Raw genomic sequence first — 17,325 nt, 5'->3', positions numbered from 1 at the left:
AAGCATAAAAAACAGGTGATTTTCTCTCATGCGCAAACTGGATCGCACCGACATCGGCATTCTCAACAGCCTCCAGGAGAATGCCCGCATCACCAACGCCGACCTCGCCCGGTCGGTCAACCTGTCACCGACGCCGTGTTTCAACCGGGTGCGGGCGATGGAAGAGTTGGGGCTGATTCGCGAACAGGTGACCCTGCTCGATGCCGAGTTGCTGGGCCTGCACGTCAACGTGTTCATCCACGTCAGTCTGGAGAAGCAGGTGGAGGAGGCGCTGCAGCACTTCGAGGCGGCGATTGCCGACCGGCCGGAAGTGATGGAGTGCTACCTGATGGCGGGGGATCCGGACTATCTGATCCGCGTGCTGGTGCCGAGCATCCAGGCGCTGGAGCGGTTCATGATGGATTTTCTGACCAAGGTACCGGGGGTGGCGAACATCCGCTCCAGCTTTGCGCTCAAGCAGGTGCGCTACAAGACGGCGCTGCCGTTGCCGGCGGGCGGTCTTACGTTGGCAATGTAGGGAAAGGGCGGGGGAAGAAGCAGGACTTTCGTCAGCCGCGACCCTGGATGTCAGGGCTGACGAGTTCGAATGACTACAGGTTGTCTTTCTTGTCTCCGGCAGACAAGCCGGCCTGTATGCGCTGGTAAATCTCTTCACGATGCACGGCAACGTCTTTGGGGGCGTTGATGCCGACGCGTACCTGCTGGCCGCTGACGCCCAGGATAGTGATCGTGATGTCGTCACCGATGTTGATGCTTTCACCGACTTTGCGGGTGAGTATCAGCATGTCTTTACTCCTTGATTGTTACTAAGGTGCCTTTCTCAGGCATTCCTGGCTTAGGTCTTACATACAGAATACCGCCAAGTTGATCCGAGCGGGTGGTTCATTACAGACGTCATTTCATTCTATTTAATTCCCCGGCATCGGAAAATCGTCGGTAATTCAGCCTGATAAGGCAGTAATAGGACAGTTCTGCAAGGTTGAGACAGGTCGTAAGGTGATAAAATCACATTAACTGACGATTACGGGAGAAGCTCTGTGCGCAGAATAGCAGTGATGATGGCATTCGTGGTGCTGGCTGGTTGTGGCGATGGCTCGGGAAACAAGGTCGAGCCGGCCAAGGCCGCCGTCGCGCCGGTAGCGGCGGCCGTGCAGGCCACGGGTTGGGACCTGTTGATCAAGGATGACAAGACCAAGGCGCTGACCGATTGGACCGCGTGGCTGATCGAGCATGGTTTCCCGTTCAAGATCCTCGACGATGGCCAGGTCATCGCCGGGCCGTTCGCGACCAAGGAAATTGCCGAGCAGAAAAAGGCTCAACTGGCCGACAAGCAGAACATGGAATCGCAAGTGGTGGAACACAAGGCGCAGCCTTGAGGCTCGGATCTGTTCTGTAGGAGCGGGCTTGCCCGCGAAGCGTTTGGTGATCCCATTGGCCTCTTCGCGGGCAAGCCCGCTCCTACAAAAACGACGCGAGGATGCCTGCAGCGCAGGGCATTCGGCCAACTTGCCTGCACCGCTGATCACTCGGTCGGCGATTGCGTGTCGATATAGTCCGGTACCTCGGCCAGTGGGTAGTGTCGTTGCTGATCGCGCCGAGGGACCGGTATCGCAGGCAATGGCTCGAGCTTTTGCGGCGTGCCGGTCGTCAATGCGCGTTCTACCGCGAGCAGTACCCGAACGTCCCTGAAGCCTTCTTCGCCACTGGGCTCCGGCGTCACATCATTCAGAATGCAATCGGAAAAATACGCAGTCTCCCCCGCAAACTGGTCGACCACGGGATGCGAATGCTCCTGTGTTTGGTCGCCGATGATCGCGCGGTAGGTGATGCCGACTTCCTTGCCATAACCGAAGCATGGAGAGGCCTCTATTTCACCCTGGGTGCCGATGAGCTGGAAACGCTCGCTGTCTGGAAGGGTGTAGCTGACGGTGAATTGCGCCATGCGCTCGCCGGAAAACCTCAGGCATACGCTCACGGTGTCGGGTGTGCCCAGCTTGCTACCGGGGACTGATGTACCGACCGCACTGATCTCGATGGGCTCATCGGCAAAAAGCTGTCGCACCATGTTCAACGGATACGGCCCCATGTCCAATACGGGGCCGGCAGCGAAACCGTTCTGCATCCGATGATTGGTCAGCCTGACCGTCTGCGTGAAGGTCGAGGTGAACAGGCGTGGTTGCCCGAATTCACCGGCATGAACGCGCTCGATCATTTCGAGGGTGCCTGGCTCCGAGTGCAGCCGGTAGGCAATCATGAATTTCGCGCTCGAACGTTGCGCCGCGGCCAGCATCGCCTGGCAATCGTCTTCGTTGGTGGCCATGGGTTTTTCCAGCAGCACGTGTATGCCTGCCTCCAGGGCAGGGACTACATACTCGCGGTGCAGGAAGTTGGGCGTTGCCACGTAGACGGCATCAATTTCACCCGAGGCCAACAGCTCGGCGTATTGCCCATAGCTGTAGCTTTTCAGGCCATAGCGCTTGGCTAGCTGGTCTGCCTTGATCGGGTCACCTGTCACCAGGGCCGTCATGACGGAGTTCTCGGTCTGTCCTATCCCAGGCATGAACGCGCCTTGGGAAATCGATCCGCCACCGATCACTGCGTAACGAATTTTGCCGTTCGAATCGGGCATGTGAGCCTCCCTGTGCTTGGGCAATCGACGTGTCGCCTGCCAAGTGTCGGCCATTGTGAGCGCCAGGAGTTCCATCGGTGTTCAGGCCAGGGTTCGGGATGGTTGGCGCGGGCGACATTTGTCGGTGATTGGGAGCAACCGCTCGTCAGCGTCGAGGCGGATTTCTTGAACATCCCATTCGTTCTCCCGGACAGATTGAACATGTGCCGACGAAATTCCCTTTCGCCGCAGGACTCACTCGTTGAGGTGAACGATCATGAAAAGGTTATCGATGTGCTTGGGCTTGTGCAGCGCATTCATGCTTCATGGATGCTTTGACCACCCCGATAACAAAACGAAAGACAATTCCAGTGGAACCCAGTCTTCCGTAGAGGTGCAGAAAGGCAAGGCTGAAGAGAACAAGTAATCCTTCAGCCGCAGGCCTTGAGGTCCACAGCGCCGACGAATTCATTACCGCGGCCCATCACGCACGCCACGCTCTGGTTGCGCTGGCGTTCCCAGGTTTGCACCGGGTAGGTCTTGTTCCAGGCTTCGAACAGTTGGCGGTCCTGTTTCGATAAACGCAGGCCGTACTGCTTGCTCATGTAGAAATAGGTGCGGGCGATCATCCCGCGAATCGAAGGGCGCGGCATGACCTTCTTGGCCTTGAAGTCGACCTGGGTCAGGCAGGAGCCATATTGACCCTTCTGCTCCGGCAGCCAGCCGAAGCTGAAATTGCTGCGGTCGCCGTTCACCTCGCCGATGCTCGGTACCAGGTTGTGCAGGTCGGCCTCGGCACGCTTGTAGGCCTGATCGTTCTGGCTGCAGTTCTTGCGCCCGCCCTGTTGCCAGCACTGGCGCTGATGGCCGATCTGCCAGGCCGGCACGATATGTTCCCATTCGATCCGGGCGGCACGGTTGGCATTCTTGCGCGGTACATAACCGCAGGCCTGCAGGTCGACCCGGTTGCCGGTGTACTTGCAGCCGCAATAGAACTCCGTGGACTGGCGGGCATACAGCTTCCAGGCGACTTTCTTGGCCTCGCTGAAGGTACGCGGGGCCTCGGCGTGAGCCGGCAGCGCCCAGCACAGGCCGAGCAGGGCGATAACGTGCAAACGCATGAATCAGTCTTCCTTCGGCACGGTCCAGAAAATCTGCACGCCGCCGTCATCGCGGTAGGCGAGGGTGACGTTGTCGTTCTCGTCTATCTCCTCGAGCAGTTGTTCCCACTCATCGGCGGGCTCGTCCGGCATGCGGAAGATCAGCGCGGCCTTGGCCTGTTGGGCGGATTGCGAGTTGATGATTTTCTGTACGCGCAGGCCCATGCGCTCGTAGGAACTGGGGGCGGCGGCTGAAGTTGGGTTTGCCACGAAACAATCCTTAATTAAGCTGTACGTGCATACAGTATTTAACTGTAGGCAGTTTCGCAACTGTCAGAGCAGTTTCGAGCGTTTCTGACAGCGCTTTTTAGGATTTGGCGTCAGTTGTAGGAAAAATTATAAGGATTTATCGGGGCCTGAATGTCAGTACGCGCCTGCTCAGCAGGTCAGGCTTTTCGCGTTTGCGCTGCGGGGAGGGCGGATTGATTGCAGGATATTTGTATCGGTATTGAATGCACTGCCGTACATCGTGGCTAAAGTTTCGTCAGCCACCGCCGATACGCCGGTACAGAAATTTTCCCGAGGTTCTAACCATGTCAGTAGGTTTTCCTTCTCCCGCCGGCCTTTCGATCAACGGCCACACGGTGGGCACGGAGTCCAAGACCATCGCCATGACGAGCGAAATCGACAAGGCGGTGAAGGACAGCGATGAGGCAGACACCAAATCGGGCAAGGTCCGTGCCGGTGGTGGCAGCGCAGAGGCCGCAGGTGGTGCCGAGGAGAGTTCGGGCAACAGCCACAATGCCGCGGTCAAGGCGCTGCAGAAGCGCATGAAGGAGTTGCAGCAGCAACTGCGCGAACTCCAGCAGCAGTTGGCGGCCGCGGAAAAGGCCTCCTACCCGTCGGACGATGCCCGCACCACCGTGCTGATGGGTATCCAGGGCCAGATCAGTACCGTCAATGGTGCCTTGATGACCACGGCTGCGGCACTGCTCGCGGCGTTGAACAAAGAAGCCAAGTCCGGCAGTTCCGGCTCGCTGGTCAGCACCACCGCGTAACGTCCCTTCGCAACACGCTCTCCACCGCCGGGCCTCGCGCCCGGTGGTCATTTCCCGACTATTCTCTGGATCAAGCGCACTGCAGCCCGTTGACAAATGTCGGTGGGCTTCGCATAGTTGGCTTCACGCAAACGTTTGCGCGAGCAGTTTCAGGGGCTTTCCGAAAGTCGTGGCAAAGTCCCGTCGCGCTCCTGGCTTGCTCACAATAATCATAAGATCCGGAGTGAACCCATGAAGTTGCCATTCGCTGGTCGTCTGCTCGCTGTCGCCGTACTCGCTGCCACCCTGCCCATGTCGTCGGCCTTCGCTGACGCGGCCAAGCCCAAGGTCGGCCTGGTCATGAAATCCCTCGCCAACGAATTCTTCGTCACCATGCAGGACGGTGCCAAGGAATACCAGAAAGCCCATTCCGCCGATTTCGACATGATCACCAACGGGATCAAGAACGAAACCGACACCGCCGCCCAGATCGATATCGTCAACCAGATGATCCTGTCCAAGGTTGACGCCCTGGTGATCGCCCCGGCCGACTCCAAGGCCCTGGTGACAGTGCTCAAGAAAGCCTCCGACGCCGGCATCAAGGTGGTCAACATCGACAACCGCCTCGACCCGGACGTGCTCAAGAGCAAGCACCTCGACATTCCTTTCGTAGGCCCCGACAACCGCAAGGGCGCGCGCCTGGTCGGCGACTACCTGGCCAAGACCCTGGCCTCCGGCGACAAGGTCGGCATCATCGAAGGCGTACCGACCACCACCAACGCCCAGCAGCGCACCGCAGGCTTCAAGGACGCGATGGACGCCGCCGGCCTGAAGATCGTTTCCACCCAATCCGGCAACTGGGAAATCGACCAGGGCAACAAGGTCGCTTCCGCGATGCTGAGCGAATACCCGGACCTCAAGGCCCTGCTGGCCGGTAACGACAACATGGCCCTGGGCGCCGTCTCCGCGGTACGTGCTGCCGGCAAGGCAGGCAAGGTGCAAGTGGTCGGCTACGACAACATCGAGGCGATCAAGCCGATGCTGCAGGACGGCCGCGTACTGGCCACCGCCGACCAGGCCGCTGCCCAGCAGGCCGTGTTCGGTATCCAGAACGCAATCAAGCTGGTCAAGGGCGAGAAGGTCGATGCCGTCGATGGCGTGATCGAAACCCCGGTCGAACTGGTCCTCAAGAAGTAAGCCCAAGAAGCAATCCCTGGCTGCAACCGCGCCCGCTCGTCCTGAGCGGGCGCCCGGAGACTTTCCTATGTCATCTTCCGCACCGAACGCTGTCCTGTCGGTCAGCGGTATCGGCAAGACCTATGCGCAACCTGTCCTGAGCAACATCGACCTGACGCTGATGCGTGGCGAAGTGTTGGCGCTGACCGGTGAAAATGGCGCGGGCAAAAGTACGCTGTCGAAGATCATCGGCGGGCTGGTCACACCGACCACCGGCCAGATGCTCTTCAATGGCCAGGCTTATGCGCCCGGCAGCCGGACCCAGGCTGAAGAGCTGGGCGTGCGCATGGTCATGCAGGAACTCAATCTGTTGCCGACCTTGTCGGTGGCGGAGAACCTGTTTCTCGATAACCTGCCCAGCCACGGTGGCTGGATCAGCCGCAAGCAACTGCGCAAGGCCGCCATCGAGGCGATGGCCCAGGTCGGCCTGGACGCGATCGACCCCGACACCCTGGTGGGTGAGCTGGGCATCGGTCACCAGCAGATGGTCGAAATCGCCCGCAACCTGATCGGCGATTGCCATGTGCTGATTCTCGACGAGCCGACCGCGATGCTCACCGCTCGCGAAGTCGAAATGCTCTTCGAGCAGATTACCCGCCTGCAGGCCCGCGGCGTGGCGATCATCTACATTTCCCACCGGCTCGAGGAACTGGCACGGGTGGCCCAGCGCATTGCGGTACTGCGCGACGGCAACCTGGTCTGTGTCGAGCCGATGGCCAACTACAACAGTGAACAGCTGGTCAACCTGATGGTCGGCCGCGAGCTTGGCGAACACATCGACCTGGGCGAGCGCACGATTGGCGCGCCGGCGCTGACGGTCAAGGGGCTGAGCCGGGCGGACAAGGTGCTGGACGTGTCGTTCGAAGTCCGCGCTGGCGAAATCTACGGCATTTCCGGGCTGATCGGTGCCGGACGTACCGAGCTGCTGCGGCTGATCTACGGCGCCGATGTCGCCGACAGCGGTACCGTCGCCCTGGGTACGCCGGCCAAGGTGGTCGAGGTGCGTTCGCCGGTCGATGCGGTGCGCCATGGCATCGCCCTGATCACCGAGGACCGCAAGGGCGAAGGCCTGCTGCTGACCCAGTCGATCAGCGCCAACATCGCCCTGGGCAACATGCCGGCGATTTCCAGCGGCGGGGTGGTCAACGGTGGTGAAGAAACCGCGCTGGCACGGCGGCAGATCGAGGCCATGCGCATTCGTAGTTCCAGCCCGGACCAGTTGGTCTCCGAGCTGTCCGGCGGCAACCAGCAGAAGGTGGTGATCGGCCGCTGGCTGGAGCGCGACTGCTCGGTGCTGCTGTTCGACGAACCGACGCGCGGGATCGACGTCGGTGCCAAATTCGACATCTACGCGCTGCTCGGCGAACTGACCCGACAGGGCAAGGCGCTGGTGGTGGTCTCCAGCGACCTGCGCGAGCTGATGCTGATCTGCGATCGCATCGGCGTGCTTTCGGCCGGGCGCCTGATCGAGACCTTCGAGCGCGACAGCTGGACCCAGGATGATTTGCTTGCCGCCGCATTTGCCGGCTATCAGAAACGTGATGCGCTGCTCAACGACGCGGCGCCTAGGGATACCCTATGAAAACTGCTCCTACGGCCGGTAAAGCCGGTCGCAACTTCTATGGCCTCGGCACCTACCTGGGCCTGGCCGGCGCCTTGCTGGGGATGATCATCCTGTTCTCCAGCCTGAGCAGCCACTTCCTGTCCTACGACACCTTCAGCACCCTGGCCAACCAGATTCCCGACCTGATGGTACTGGCGGTCGGCATGACCTTCGTGCTGATCATCGGCGGCATCGACCTGTCGGTGGGCTCGGTGCTGGCGCTGGCGGCCTCGGCGGTCAGTGTCGCGGTGCTCGGCTGGGGCTGGAGCGTGCTGCCGGCGGCGTTGCTGGGCATGGGCTGCGCCGCGCTGGCGGGGACCATCACCGGTGCGATCACCGTGGCCTGGCGGATTCCGTCGTTCATCGTCTCCCTCGGCGTGCTGGAAATGGCCCGTGGCCTTGCCTACCAGATGACCGGTTCGCGCACCGCCTACATCGGTGACGCCTTCGCCTGGCTGTCGAACCCGATCGCCTTCGGTATCTCGCCCTCGTTCATCATCGCGCTGCTGGTGATCATCGCCGCGCAACTGGTGCTGACCCGCACCGTGTTCGGTCGCTACCTGATCGGCATCGGCACCAACGAGGAAGCGGTACGCCTGGCCGGGATCAACCCCAAGCCGTACAAGATCCTGGTCTTCAGCCTCATGGGCCTGCTGGCCGGCATCGCCGCGCTGTTCCAGATCTCGCGCCTGGAAGCGGCCGACCCGAACGCCGGTTCCGGCCTGGAACTGCAGGTCATCGCCGCAGTGGTGATCGGCGGTACCAGCCTGATGGGCGGGCGCGGTTCGGTGATCAGCACCTTCTTCGGCGTGCTGATCATCTCGGTGCTGGCCGCGGGCCTGGCGCAGATCGGCGCGACCGAGCCGACCAAGCGGATCATCACCGGTGCAGTGATCGTCATCGCCGTGGTACTCGACACCTACCGCAGCCAACGCGCCCGTCGGCGGGCTTGAGTCATGGCCACGATCAAGGACGTCGCGGCCCTGGCCGGTATCTCCTACACCACGGTGTCCCACGTGGTGAACAAGACCCGGCCGGTCAGCGAGCAGGTGCGGCTGAAGGTCGAGGCGGCAATCGCCGAACTCGACTACGTGCCCAGCGCCGTGGCGCGCTCGCTCAAGGCCAAGACCACTGCGACCATCGGCCTGCTGGTGCCCAACAGCCTCAACCCGTACTTCGCCGAACTGGCGCGGGGCATCGAGGATTACTGCGAGCGCAATAACTACTGCGTGATCCTCTGCAATTCCGACGATGATCCGGACAAGCAGCGCAACTACCTGCGGGTCCTGCTGGAAAAACGTGTCGACGGCCTGATTGTCGCCTCCATCGGCGGTGATGACAGTCTTGCCGCCGGGTTGTCGGGGGTACGCACGCCGATGGTCATCGTCGACCGGGATATCGCTGGTGTCGAGGCTGACCGGGTGCGCATCGACCACGAGGAGGGCGCCTACCTGGCGACCCAATACCTCTTGGAATTGGGGCACCGGGCGATTGCCTTCATCGGCGGGCCGAGCGACACCAGCGTGGCGCAGTTGCGCCTGGCCGGTTATCGCCGGGCCTTGCAGCAGGCCGGGGTCAAGGTACCGGCCAAGTGGGTGCTGGCCAGTGATTTCACCAGCCCCGGCGGTTACCGGGCGGCGGCCCGGCTGCTGGAGGGCGAGCGGCCCAGTGCGATTTTTGCCGGCAACGACATGCTCGGCATCGGCGCGCTGCGGGCGGCGGCGGAACGTGGTATCCGCGTGCCGGACGAGTTGTCGATCATCGGCTTCGACGATGTGCAGATGAGCCGTTATGTCTACCCGGCACTGACCACCGTTGGCCAGTCGATCCTGCAACTGGGCGAAACGGCGGCCGAGTTGCTGCTGCGGCGCATCGCGACGCCACAGTTGGCGCTGGACCAGCGCATCGTGACCCCCAGCATCGTCAGGCGCGAATCGACGGCGCCGGTTCCCCACGGGGTTGCATGAAACGTCGGGCCAGCGCGGCTGGTCCCGACCGAACCGAATTCAAGAGTGAAGATGCATGCAAGCAAAAGTAGTGGTCATAGGCAGTCTCAACATGGACCTGGTCACCCGCGCGGAGCGTTTGCCGCGGGCCGGTGAGACCCTGGTCGGCCAATCGTTCGCCACCGTGCCGGGCGGCAAGGGCGCGAACCAGGCGGTGGCGGCAGCACGCTTGGGGGCGCAGGTGTCGATGGTCGGCTGTGTCGGTGACGACGCCTATGGGCAGCAGTTGCGTGACGCGCTGTTGGTCGAGGGCATCGATTGCCAGGCGGTCAGCGCGGTGGACGGCGTGTCCAGCGGTGTGGCGCTGATCGTGGTCGACGCCAGCAGCCAGAATGCGATTGTCATCGTCGCCGGTGGCAATGGCCATGTGACGACTGAGGTGGTCAAAAGCTTCGATGCGGTGCTGCAGGCGGCGGATGTGATCATCTGCCAGCTCGAAGTGCCGATGGAGACCGTCGGCTACGCCCTCAAGCGGGGTCGCGAGCTGGGCAAGACCGTCATCCTCAACCCGGCCCCGGCCAGCGCGCCGCTGCCGGCCGACTGGTATGCGTCGATCGACTATCTGATCCCCAACGAAAGCGAGGCCTCGGCCCTGACCGGCCTGCCGGTCGATTCGCAGGCCAGCGCCGAAGCCGCGGCGACCCAACTGATGGCCGCCGGGGCAGGGAAGGTGATCATCACCCTCGGTGCCCAGGGCTCGCTGTTCGCCGATGGCCAGGGCTTCACTCATTTCCCGGCGCCCAAGGTCCAGGCGCTCGACACCACCGCTGCCGGCGATACCTTCGTCGGTGGTTTTGCCGCGGCGCTGGCCTGCGGCAAGAGCGAGGCGGAGGCCATTCGGTTTGGCCAGGTCGCGGCGGCGTTGTCGGTCACCCGTGCCGGTGCGCAGCCATCCATTCCGCAATTGTCCGAAGTGCAGGGGTTCAAACTGTCATGAAAAAAGCACCGTTGCTCAACATTGCCCTGTCACGCTTGATCGCCTCGCTGGGGCACGGCGAGATGCTGGTGATCGGCGATGCCGGCCTGCCGGTACCGCCCGGCGTCGAGCTGATCGACCTGGCGCTGACCCCGGGCATTCCCGATTTCGTCAGCACCCTGCGCATCGTGCTCAGCGAAATGCAGGTGGAGAGCCATGTGCTGGCCGAAGAGATCCTGCTCAAGCAGCCACCGGCGCTGACCTACTTGGAGGCGCTCGAATCCCGTGGCGAGTTGGGGCAGCGTCGCCTGCTCAGCCACGAGGAGTTCAAGGCACTCAGCCGCCAGGCCAAGGCCGTGGTGCGCACCGGCGAGTGCCAGCCCTACAGCAACGTCATCCTGGTGGCAGGCGTGACGTTCTAAAATTACCCATCGCGCACAAGGAGTGCACCATGCAACGCTATGCTGAGAGTTTCTCCCGCTGGTTCAGGAGTCTGCTGATCGTGTCCCTGCTTACTGCTACCGGCGCCCAGGCGGCGGAAAAGATCGACCTGATCATCGACACCGATCCGGGCGCCGACGACGTGGTGGCGCTGTTGTTCGCCCTGGCCTCGCCGGAGGAGTTGAGCATTCGCGCGCTGACCACCGTGGCCGGCAACGTGCGCCTGGACAAGACCTCGCGCAATGCCCGTCTGGCCCGTGAATGGGCCGGGCGTGAAGAGGTGCCGGTGTATGCCGGGGCGCCACGACCGTTGCTGCGCACGCCGATCTACGCCGAGAACATCCACGGCAAGGAAGGCATTTCCGGGGTTACCGTGCACGAACCCAAGGCGCCGCTGGCCAAGGGCAGCGCGGTCAACTACCTGATCGACACCCTACGCGCAGCCAAGCCCCACAGCATCACCATCGCCATGCTCGGGCCGCAGACCAACCTGGCCCTGGCGCTGATCCAGGACCCGGAAATCACCCAGGGCATCAAGGAAGTGGTGGTCATGGGCGGCACGCACTTCAACGGCGGCAACATCACCCCGGTGGCCGAGTTCAACCTGTTCGCCGACCCGCAGGCCGCCGAGGTGGTGCTCAAGAGCGGCGTCAAGCTGACCTACCTGCCGCTGGACGTGACCCACAAGATCCTCACCAGCGACGAGCGCCTGAAGAAAATCGCCGCGCTGAACAACAACGCGGGCAAGGTGGTTGGCGATATCCTCAACGACTACGTCAAGGGTGACATGGAGCACTACGGCATTCCCGGTGGCCCGGTGCACGACGCCACGGTCATCGCCTACCTGCTCAAGCCGTCGCTGTTCAGTGGGCGTGAGGTCAACATGGTGGTCGACAGCCGCGAAGGCCCGACCTTCGGCCAGACCATCGTCGACTGGTACGACGGCCTGAAGCAGAACAAGAACGTGTTCTGGGTCGAGAATGGCGATGCCCAGGGCTTCTTCGACCTGCTGACCGCGCGCCTCGGTCGCCTCAAGTAATCCCTGCCACCCACGGGCGCTCGTCCGTGGGTTCGCTGGGCACAAGGCCCGGCTACGTGCCACACTGCGGTTTTGCCTTGTCTGGAAAACCGCCGTGCAGATCGACCTGAACAACCCCGACAACCTCACCATTGACGCCGTGCGCCAGTTGCTCGCCTCGGCCAGCGACGACGTGCACACCCAATTGCGGGTGACCCGCTCGGGGATCGCCTACCTCTCCAGCGGCGTGGTAGGCGGGCGCGATATCGAAGGATTGCTGTTTCGCCTGGAAACCTGGGCGGCCGGTTCCGGCTATGTCGGCAACGTGGCGGCCAGCGACGAGGTGTGGGTGCGCCAGGTGTTCAACGCGTTGAAGGACAACTGGCCCAATCCGCCCTTCGACTACATCGACGTCTACTGAATACACAAATCGTTCATATTCAGTCACGATTGAGTGTGCCAGCAGGGCAGTGGCTCAGGCAGACTTGTCCGGTATCGCCGCCAGAATCGGCTCGCCCGCCTGGCACCATGCAACCAATCGTGCAAACGGCGGTCGCACACTCTCTACCTATTTTTCACGAGGAGGCTTCATGCCTTGGAAGCTTGCATCCTGGGGGGCGATTATCGCCATGTCGGTCCTGGCCGGTTGTTCGACGAACACCGGCTCTTCGCCGGCCAGTAGCAGCGAGCCCGTCACCCAGAACGACAGCGGCCGTTGCGAAGCCAAGGGCGCCGAGTTCGCCCTTGGCAAGCAGGCCTCGGCCGAATTGCTGGAGCAGGCACGCAGCCGCAGCGGTGCGCAGAGCGCACGGGTCGTGGGCCCGGATGACATGATCACCCTGGAATACCGCTCCGACCGCCTGAACCTCAATGCCGACCGCACCGGCAAGATCGAGCGGGTCAACTGCGGCTGATCGGCCAGCGGTTTCTCGCCGGGCTTTCCGGCAGGCATAAAAAAACCCCGCCACATGAAGGCGGGGTTTTTTCAGTTCGCGGAAAACTTACTCCGGACGAACCTGTGCAGCTTGCATACCCTTTTGGCCTTTCTCAGCCACGAAGGAAACGGTCTGGCCTTCTTTCAGGCTTTTGAAACCGTCAGTTTCGATAGCTTTGAAGTGTACGAACAGGTCGTCACCGCCACCTTGAGGAGTGATGAAGCCGAAGCCTTTTTCATCGTTGAACCATTTTACGGTGCCGGTTTGGCGATTAGACATGGTGTATCTCCAAGAAACATATATTTTCAGTAGTGCTGTGTTGCTCAGGCCAACTGGGCACACCGGGCTATCATAGTCGAAATGTTCGACTTGGGAGCCCCCCACAACGGCTGATTGCCAATCAGTCGCGCTCTCTTTACCGCTGTGATTGGCTGAAAGCCCCGGTTTAAAAGGCTTTCAGGGGAAAACGGCAGTGATAAAAAAAGCCGTAAAAACTGCATAAAATGTCTGAAAAAACTGCTTTTCGGCTCTGAAGCTCAGACAAGCCCCGACATTTGCCGGATTATTTGGCGACCCGGCAGGCTGCCACGACGTTCAGTGCCTTGGTTTGCAGCTCCTTGCTCGGGCCCTTGTTGGGGTCCTTGGGGTGCATCAGTTCGGCCAGTTCGGCGTTGGTGAACTTGTCGTTCAGTTGGTCGGCGCTGCAGGCGCAGTGCTGCTGGGCGGTCTTGAGATCGACGCTGCGGTTGGCGGCGGCGGTGCAGTCCTTCATGTAGGCGTCGCGTTGGCCGGCAGGCCAGGCGGCCTGGGCGCTCAGGGGCAGCAGCAGGGCGATGGGCGCGGCGAGGGCGAAGAGGTGAGTCAAGCGCATGTTCGTACTCCTTTGGAAAAACGCGAACTGGACGTCGCTTACGGGGTGTTTGAGGGCTCGAGGGCAACTCAAGTTCACCCATGGCACATGAAACCTGCTGACTCTAGCAGTTTGTGTTCCTGGCGAGGCGATGACCGTTCATCTGTGCTAGCATGCTCGACTTGGCTGTAATCGGCGTCGTAGCGGGGTTCCCCCGGACGAGGCCACGCCATCAACCCTTTTTTCTTGAACTCCAGTCACTCTGGTTCGTTTCCGGTTGGCCTTGCGGCTCCTGCCAATGTGCGGCAGGCGTTCTTCACTGAACGGCTGGACGAGTCGCGTACTGGCTGCTCATCCCAACCCACGTGACCTTTGGTAGGGGTCACCACTAGGAGAGGAGGCGCCATGCCCACTATTACTCTTCCCGACGGCAGTCAACGTTCGTTCGATCACCCGATTTCCGTAGCCGAAGTCGCCGCTTCCATCGGTGCGGGCCTGGCCAAGGCCACCGTGGCCGGCAAGGTCGACGGCAAGCTGGTCGATGCCTGTGACCTGATCCAGGCCGATGCCACACTGCAAATCATCACGCCCAAGGATGAAGAGGGGCTGGAGATCATTCGTCACTCTTGCGCCCACCTGGTTGGCCACGCGGTCAAGCAGCTGTATCCGACCGCCAAGATGGTGATCGGTCCGGTCATCGACGAAGGTTTCTACTACGACATCGCCTACGAGCGTCCTTTCACCCCGGACGACCTGGCGGCGATCGAAGCGCGCATGCACCAGCTGATCGACAAGGACTACGACGTGATCAAGAAGGTCACGCCGCGCGCCGAAGTCATCGAGGTGTTCACCCAGCGTGGCGAGGACTACAAGCTGCGCCTGGTCGAGGACATGCCGAACGAAACGGCAATGGGCCTGTACTACCACGAAGAATATGTCGACATGTGCCGCGGTCCGCACGTGCCGAATACCCGTTTCCTCAAGTCGTTCAAGCTGACCAAGCTGTCCGGTGCCTACTGGCGCGGCGATGCCAAGAACGAGCAGTTGCAGCGTGTCTACGGTACTGCCTGGGCTGACAAGAAACAGCTGGCCGCCTACATCCAGCGCATCGAGGAAGCGGAAAAACGCGACCACCGCAAGATTGGCAAGCGCCTGGGCCTGTTCCACACCCAGGAAGAAGCGCCGGGCATGGTGTTCTGGCACCCGAATGGCTGGACCCTGTACCAGGTGCTCGAGCAGTACATGCGCAAGGTGCAGCGTGACAACGGCTACCTGGAGATCAAGACCCCGCAAGTGGTCGATCGCTCCCTGTGGGAGAAGTCCGGGCACTGGGCCAACTACGCCGAAAACATGTTCACCACCGAGTCGGAAAGCCGCGACTACGCCATCAAGCCGATGAACTGCCCGTGCCACGTGCAGGTGTTCAACCAGGGCCTGAAGAGCTACCGCGAGCTGCCTATGCGCCTGGCCGAGTTCGGTGCCTGCCACCGCAACGAGCCGTCGGGTGCCCTGCACGGCATCATGCGCGTGCGTGGTTTCACCCAGGACGACGCGCACATCTTCTGCACCGAAGACCAGATGCAGGCCGAATCCGCTGCCTTCATCAAGCTGACCATGGACGTCTACGCCGACTTCGGCTTCAAGGACATCCAGATGAAGCTGTCGACCCGCCCTGAAAAGCGCGTGGGTTCCGACGAGCTGTGGGATCGCGCCGAGAATGCGCTGGCCGCGGCACTCGACAGCGCCGGCCTGGCCTATGACCTGCAGCCGGGCGAGGGCGCCTTCTACGGGCCGAAGATCGAATTCTCGCTCAAGGACTGCCTGGGCCGTGTCTGGCAGTGCGGTACCCTGCAGCTGGATTTCAACCTGCCGATCCGCCTGGGCGCGGAGTACGTGTCCGAAGACAACAGCCGCAAGCATCCGGTGATGCTGCACCGGGCGATCCTCGGTTCGTTCGAGCGTTTCGTCGGAATTCTCATCGAACACTACGAGGGCGCGTTCCCGGCCTGGCTGGCGCCAACCCAGGCGGTGGTGATGAATATCACCGACAAGCAGGCCGATTTTGCCCTCGAAGTGGAAAAATCTCTGGCCGAAAGCGGATTCCGTGCCAAGTCCGACTTGAGAAATGAGAAGATCGGCTTTAAAATCCGCGAGCATACCTTGCTCAAGGTTCCCTATCTTTTGGTTATCGGAGATCGGGAAGTCGAAACGCAAACTGTCGCTGTGCGTACCCGTGAAGGTGCTGACCTGGGCTCGATGCCCGTCGCCCAGTTCACGGCGCTCCTCGCGCAAGCGGTTTCCCGGCGTGGTCGCCAAGATTCGGAGTAATTATTATTAAGCGTGATATGAGACAAGATAAACGAGCTGCACCGAAAGCCCCGATCAACGAGAATATCTCGGCACGCGAGGTTCGGTTAATTGGCGCTGATGGCGAGCAGATTGGCATCGTCTCGATTGATGAAGCGCTTCGAATTGCCGAAGAAGCCAAGCTGGATCTGGTGGAAATCTCCGCCGATGCAGTGCCACCCGTCTGCCGGGTGATGGACTACGGCAAGTCGATCTTCGAAAAGAAGAAGCAAATTGCTGCTGCGAAGAAAAACCAGAAGCAAGTGCAGGTTAAAGAAATCAAGTTTCGTCCAGGGACGGAGGAAGGGGATTACCAGGTAAAACTACGCAACCTGGTACGTTTCCTGAGTGACGGGGACAGGGCCAAGGTATCCTTGCGATTCCGCGGCCGTGAGATGGCCCACCAGGAGCTGGGGATGGAGCTGCTCAAGCGGGTTGAAACCGACCTGCAAGAATACGGCTCGGTCGAACAGCATCCTAAGATGGAAGGACGCCAGCTGATCATGGTCATCGCCCCGAAAAAGAAGAAGTAATCAACAGGGCACGGCAGGCCTTCTGATTATGTTTATCAACTGAATGCGGAGTATCCGAACATGCCAAAGATGAAAACCAAAAGTGGTGCTGCCAAGCGGTTTCTGAAAACTGCTAACGGCATCAAGCACAAGCACGCTTTCAAGAGCCACATCCTGACCAAAATGTCGACCAAGCGTAAGCGTCAACTGCGCGGTAGCAGCTTGCTGCATCCGTCTGACGTGGCAAAAGTCGAGCGCATGCTGCGCCTTCGTTAATTTTTGGATCAAGAATAGAGGAAGTAACTCATGGCTCGTGTAAAGCGTGGCGTCATTGCCCGTAAGCGTCACAAGAAAATTCTGAAACTTGCCAAAGGCTACTACGGTGCACGCTCGCGCGTATTCCGTGTTGCCAAGCAAGCGGTAATCAAGGCAGGCCAATACGCCTACCGTGACCGTCGTCAGAAAAAACGTCAGTTCCGCGCTCTGTGGATCGCTCGTATCAACGCTGGTGCGCGTATCAACGGTCTGTCCTACAGCCGTTTCATCGCTGGCCTGAAAAAAGCGTCGATCGAAATCGACCGTAAGGTTCTGGCTGATCTGGCAGTGAACGAAAAAGCGGCGTTTGCTGCGATTGTCGAGAAAGCTAAAGCCGTTCTGGCCTAAGTCCCCCGACAATCACCGGGGCTCGCATTCGCGGGCCCTGGTGTTAAACGTCAG

General features: G+C 61.0%; 22 protein-coding genes. 16 read left to right on the top strand and 6 right to left on the bottom strand.

Translation table 11 applies throughout. The features are described from left to right. The first annotated feature begins 28 nt into the window (after nucleotides 1–28). Entirely contained in the window at nucleotides 29–517 is a 489-nt protein-coding gene (bkdR, locus tag AC6I6U_RS23765) for a Bkd operon transcriptional regulator BkdR (RefSeq protein ID WP_497878455.1), read from the top strand. 73 nt (nucleotides 518–590) lie between these two features. On the opposite strand, the gene csrA is transcribed toward bkdR, so the two are convergent. Further along, nucleotides 591–785 carry a carbon storage regulator CsrA gene (gene csrA / locus AC6I6U_RS23760; protein WP_010443705.1) on the bottom strand — a complete coding sequence of 65 codons (195 nt, stop codon included), beginning with the start codon at nucleotides 783–785 and terminating at the stop codon, nucleotides 591–593. A 252-nt stretch (nucleotides 786–1,037) separates the two neighbouring features. On the opposite strand from csrA, the gene AC6I6U_RS23755 reads away from it, so the two are divergent. Next, entirely contained in the window at nucleotides 1,038–1,376 is a 339-nt protein-coding gene (locus AC6I6U_RS23755) for an SPOR domain-containing protein (RefSeq protein ID WP_497878454.1), read from the top strand. A 146-nt stretch (nucleotides 1,377–1,522) separates the two neighbouring features. On the opposite strand, the gene AC6I6U_RS23750 is transcribed toward AC6I6U_RS23755, so the two are convergent. The 3 genes from AC6I6U_RS23750 to AC6I6U_RS23740 all read right to left on the bottom strand — a co-directional run bounded on the left by AC6I6U_RS23750 (nucleotide 1,523) and on the right by AC6I6U_RS23740 (nucleotide 3,933). Beyond that, a complete protein-coding gene (locus AC6I6U_RS23750) occupies nucleotides 1,523–2,629 on the bottom strand; it encodes a Gfo/Idh/MocA family protein (protein ID WP_497878453.1) in 1,107 nt (368 codons plus the stop codon). A gap of 410 nt (nucleotides 2,630–3,039) precedes the next feature. Continuing rightward, entirely contained in the window at nucleotides 3,040–3,729 is a 690-nt protein-coding gene (locus AC6I6U_RS23745) for an endonuclease (protein ID WP_497878452.1), read from the bottom strand. 3 nt (nucleotides 3,730–3,732) lie between these two features. Continuing rightward, nucleotides 3,733–3,933 carry a DUF1654 domain-containing protein gene (locus tag AC6I6U_RS23740; protein ID WP_497883091.1) on the bottom strand — a complete coding sequence of 67 codons (201 nt, stop codon included), beginning with the start codon at nucleotides 3,931–3,933 and terminating at the stop codon, nucleotides 3,733–3,735. Nucleotides 3,934–4,301: 368 nt separating this feature from the next. Between AC6I6U_RS23740 and AC6I6U_RS23735 the strand changes: the two genes are divergently transcribed. From AC6I6U_RS23735 to AC6I6U_RS23690, 10 genes are all read left to right on the top strand, one after another. Then, nucleotides 4,302–4,766 carry a hypothetical protein gene (locus AC6I6U_RS23735; protein ID WP_497878451.1) on the top strand — a complete coding sequence of 155 codons (465 nt, stop codon included), beginning with the start codon at nucleotides 4,302–4,304 and terminating at the stop codon, nucleotides 4,764–4,766. Nucleotides 4,767–4,997: 231 nt separating this feature from the next. Continuing rightward, nucleotides 4,998–5,942, top strand: coding sequence for a sugar ABC transporter substrate-binding protein (locus tag AC6I6U_RS23730; RefSeq protein ID WP_497878450.1), 945 nt, complete (start codon nucleotides 4,998–5,000; stop codon nucleotides 5,940–5,942). 67 nt (nucleotides 5,943–6,009) lie between these two features. After that, nucleotides 6,010–7,563: a sugar ABC transporter ATP-binding protein gene (locus AC6I6U_RS23725; protein WP_497878449.1), complete on the top strand. Its 1,554-nt coding sequence runs from the start codon at nucleotides 6,010–6,012 to the stop codon at nucleotides 7,561–7,563. Beyond that, on the top strand, nucleotides 7,560–8,537 hold the full coding sequence (locus AC6I6U_RS23720; protein WP_497878448.1) for an ABC transporter permease: 978 nt from the start codon (nucleotides 7,560–7,562) through the stop codon (nucleotides 8,535–8,537). Before AC6I6U_RS23725 ends, AC6I6U_RS23720 begins: the two co-directional genes overlap by 4 nt. Before the next feature lie 3 nt (nucleotides 8,538–8,540). Further along, entirely contained in the window at nucleotides 8,541–9,551 is a 1,011-nt protein-coding gene (locus AC6I6U_RS23715; RefSeq protein WP_497878447.1) for a LacI family DNA-binding transcriptional regulator, read from the top strand. A gap of 55 nt (nucleotides 9,552–9,606) precedes the next feature. Continuing rightward, nucleotides 9,607–10,527 carry a ribokinase gene (gene rbsK, locus AC6I6U_RS23710; protein ID WP_497878446.1) on the top strand — a complete coding sequence of 307 codons (921 nt, stop codon included), beginning with the start codon at nucleotides 9,607–9,609 and terminating at the stop codon, nucleotides 10,525–10,527. Further along, on the top strand, nucleotides 10,524–10,928 hold the full coding sequence (rbsD, locus tag AC6I6U_RS23705) for a D-ribose pyranase (RefSeq protein WP_497878445.1): 405 nt from the start codon (nucleotides 10,524–10,526) through the stop codon (nucleotides 10,926–10,928). Before rbsK ends, rbsD begins: the two co-directional genes overlap by 4 nt. Nucleotides 10,929–10,957: 29 nt before the next feature. Beyond that, the gene (locus tag AC6I6U_RS23700) at nucleotides 10,958–11,986 is read left to right on the top strand and encodes a nucleoside hydrolase (protein ID WP_497878444.1); all 1,029 of its coding nucleotides are present in this window, start codon (nucleotides 10,958–10,960) and stop codon (nucleotides 11,984–11,986) included. 94 nt (nucleotides 11,987–12,080) lie between these two features. After that, a complete protein-coding gene (locus AC6I6U_RS23695) occupies nucleotides 12,081–12,386 on the top strand; it encodes a hypothetical protein (RefSeq protein ID WP_497878443.1) in 306 nt (101 codons plus the stop codon). Nucleotides 12,387–12,555: 169 nt separating this feature from the next. After that, nucleotides 12,556–12,879, top strand: coding sequence for an I78 family peptidase inhibitor (locus tag AC6I6U_RS23690; RefSeq protein ID WP_497878442.1), 324 nt, complete (start codon nucleotides 12,556–12,558; stop codon nucleotides 12,877–12,879). Nucleotides 12,880–12,966: 87 nt separating this feature from the next. Here the strand turns inward: AC6I6U_RS23690 and AC6I6U_RS23685 are convergent, their stop codons facing one another. Together AC6I6U_RS23685 and AC6I6U_RS23680 are read right to left on the bottom strand one after the other, a co-directional pair. After that, entirely contained in the window at nucleotides 12,967–13,179 is a 213-nt protein-coding gene (locus AC6I6U_RS23685) for a cold-shock protein (RefSeq protein ID WP_007956027.1), read from the bottom strand. A 283-nt stretch (nucleotides 13,180–13,462) separates the two neighbouring features. Further along, nucleotides 13,463–13,771: a hypothetical protein gene (locus tag AC6I6U_RS23680; protein WP_497878441.1), complete on the bottom strand. Its 309-nt coding sequence runs from the start codon at nucleotides 13,769–13,771 to the stop codon at nucleotides 13,463–13,465. Nucleotides 13,772–14,155: 384 nt separating this feature from the next. Here AC6I6U_RS23680 and thrS point away from each other — a divergent pair, with 384 nt between their 5' ends. The 4 genes from thrS to rplT are packed head-to-tail and all read left to right on the top strand — an operon-like array spanning nucleotide 14,156 to nucleotide 17,271. Then, on the top strand, nucleotides 14,156–16,078 hold the full coding sequence (gene thrS / locus AC6I6U_RS23675; RefSeq protein WP_497878440.1) for a threonine--tRNA ligase: 1,923 nt from the start codon (nucleotides 14,156–14,158) through the stop codon (nucleotides 16,076–16,078). Then, the gene (infC, locus tag AC6I6U_RS23670) at nucleotides 16,078–16,629 is read left to right on the top strand and encodes a translation initiation factor IF-3 (RefSeq protein ID WP_497883090.1); all 552 of its coding nucleotides are present in this window, start codon (nucleotides 16,078–16,080) and stop codon (nucleotides 16,627–16,629) included. Before thrS ends, infC begins: the two co-directional genes overlap by 1 nt. Before the next feature lie 60 nt (nucleotides 16,630–16,689). Then, nucleotides 16,690–16,884 carry a 50S ribosomal protein L35 gene (gene rpmI, locus AC6I6U_RS23665; protein ID WP_002553160.1) on the top strand — a complete coding sequence of 65 codons (195 nt, stop codon included), beginning with the start codon at nucleotides 16,690–16,692 and terminating at the stop codon, nucleotides 16,882–16,884. A gap of 30 nt (nucleotides 16,885–16,914) precedes the next feature. Continuing rightward, nucleotides 16,915–17,271, top strand: coding sequence for a 50S ribosomal protein L20 (gene rplT / locus AC6I6U_RS23660; RefSeq protein ID WP_010443727.1), 357 nt, complete (start codon nucleotides 16,915–16,917; stop codon nucleotides 17,269–17,271). The last annotated feature ends 54 nt before the right edge of the window (nucleotides 17,272–17,325 follow it).

The sequence above is a fragment of the Pseudomonas sp. UTLPPB19802 genome (assembly GCF_059730225.1).
This window is presented reverse-complemented; position numbering and strand designations above follow the sequence as displayed.

Coding starts and splice junctions, on each gene's coding strand:
- csrA (WP_010443705.1), bottom strand. CDS start 785: ATGCTGATACTCACCCGCAAAGTCGGTGAAAGCATCAACATCGGTGAC.
- AC6I6U_RS23750 (WP_497878453.1), bottom strand. CDS start 2,629: ATGCCCGATTCGAACGGCAAAATTCGTTACGCAGTGATCGGTGGCGGA.
- AC6I6U_RS23720 (WP_497878448.1), top strand. CDS start 7,560: ATGAAAACTGCTCCTACGGCCGGTAAAGCCGGTCGCAACTTCTATGGC.
- AC6I6U_RS23745 (WP_497878452.1), bottom strand. CDS start 3,729: ATGCGTTTGCACGTTATCGCCCTGCTCGGCCTGTGCTGGGCGCTGCCG.
- AC6I6U_RS23740 (WP_497883091.1), bottom strand. CDS start 3,933: ATGGGCCTGCGCGTACAGAAAATCATCAACTCGCAATCCGCCCAACAG.
- AC6I6U_RS23730 (WP_497878450.1), top strand. CDS start 4,998: ATGAAGTTGCCATTCGCTGGTCGTCTGCTCGCTGTCGCCGTACTCGCT.
- AC6I6U_RS23715 (WP_497878447.1), top strand. CDS start 8,541: ATGGCCACGATCAAGGACGTCGCGGCCCTGGCCGGTATCTCCTACACC.
- rpmI (WP_002553160.1), top strand. CDS start 16,690: ATGCCAAAGATGAAAACCAAAAGTGGTGCTGCCAAGCGGTTTCTGAAA.
- thrS (WP_497878440.1), top strand. CDS start 14,156: ATGCCCACTATTACTCTTCCCGACGGCAGTCAACGTTCGTTCGATCAC.
- bkdR (WP_497878455.1), top strand. CDS start 29: ATGCGCAAACTGGATCGCACCGACATCGGCATTCTCAACAGCCTCCAG.
- AC6I6U_RS23735 (WP_497878451.1), top strand. CDS start 4,302: ATGTCAGTAGGTTTTCCTTCTCCCGCCGGCCTTTCGATCAACGGCCAC.
- rbsD (WP_497878445.1), top strand. CDS start 10,524: ATGAAAAAAGCACCGTTGCTCAACATTGCCCTGTCACGCTTGATCGCC.
- AC6I6U_RS23700 (WP_497878444.1), top strand. CDS start 10,958: ATGCAACGCTATGCTGAGAGTTTCTCCCGCTGGTTCAGGAGTCTGCTG.
- AC6I6U_RS23685 (WP_007956027.1), bottom strand. CDS start 13,179: ATGTCTAATCGCCAAACCGGCACCGTAAAATGGTTCAACGATGAAAAA.
- AC6I6U_RS23690 (WP_497878442.1), top strand. CDS start 12,556: ATGCCTTGGAAGCTTGCATCCTGGGGGGCGATTATCGCCATGTCGGTC.
- rplT (WP_010443727.1), top strand. CDS start 16,915: ATGGCTCGTGTAAAGCGTGGCGTCATTGCCCGTAAGCGTCACAAGAAA.
- rbsK (WP_497878446.1), top strand. CDS start 9,607: ATGCAAGCAAAAGTAGTGGTCATAGGCAGTCTCAACATGGACCTGGTC.
- AC6I6U_RS23725 (WP_497878449.1), top strand. CDS start 6,010: ATGTCATCTTCCGCACCGAACGCTGTCCTGTCGGTCAGCGGTATCGGC.
- AC6I6U_RS23680 (WP_497878441.1), bottom strand. CDS start 13,771: ATGCGCTTGACTCACCTCTTCGCCCTCGCCGCGCCCATCGCCCTGCTG.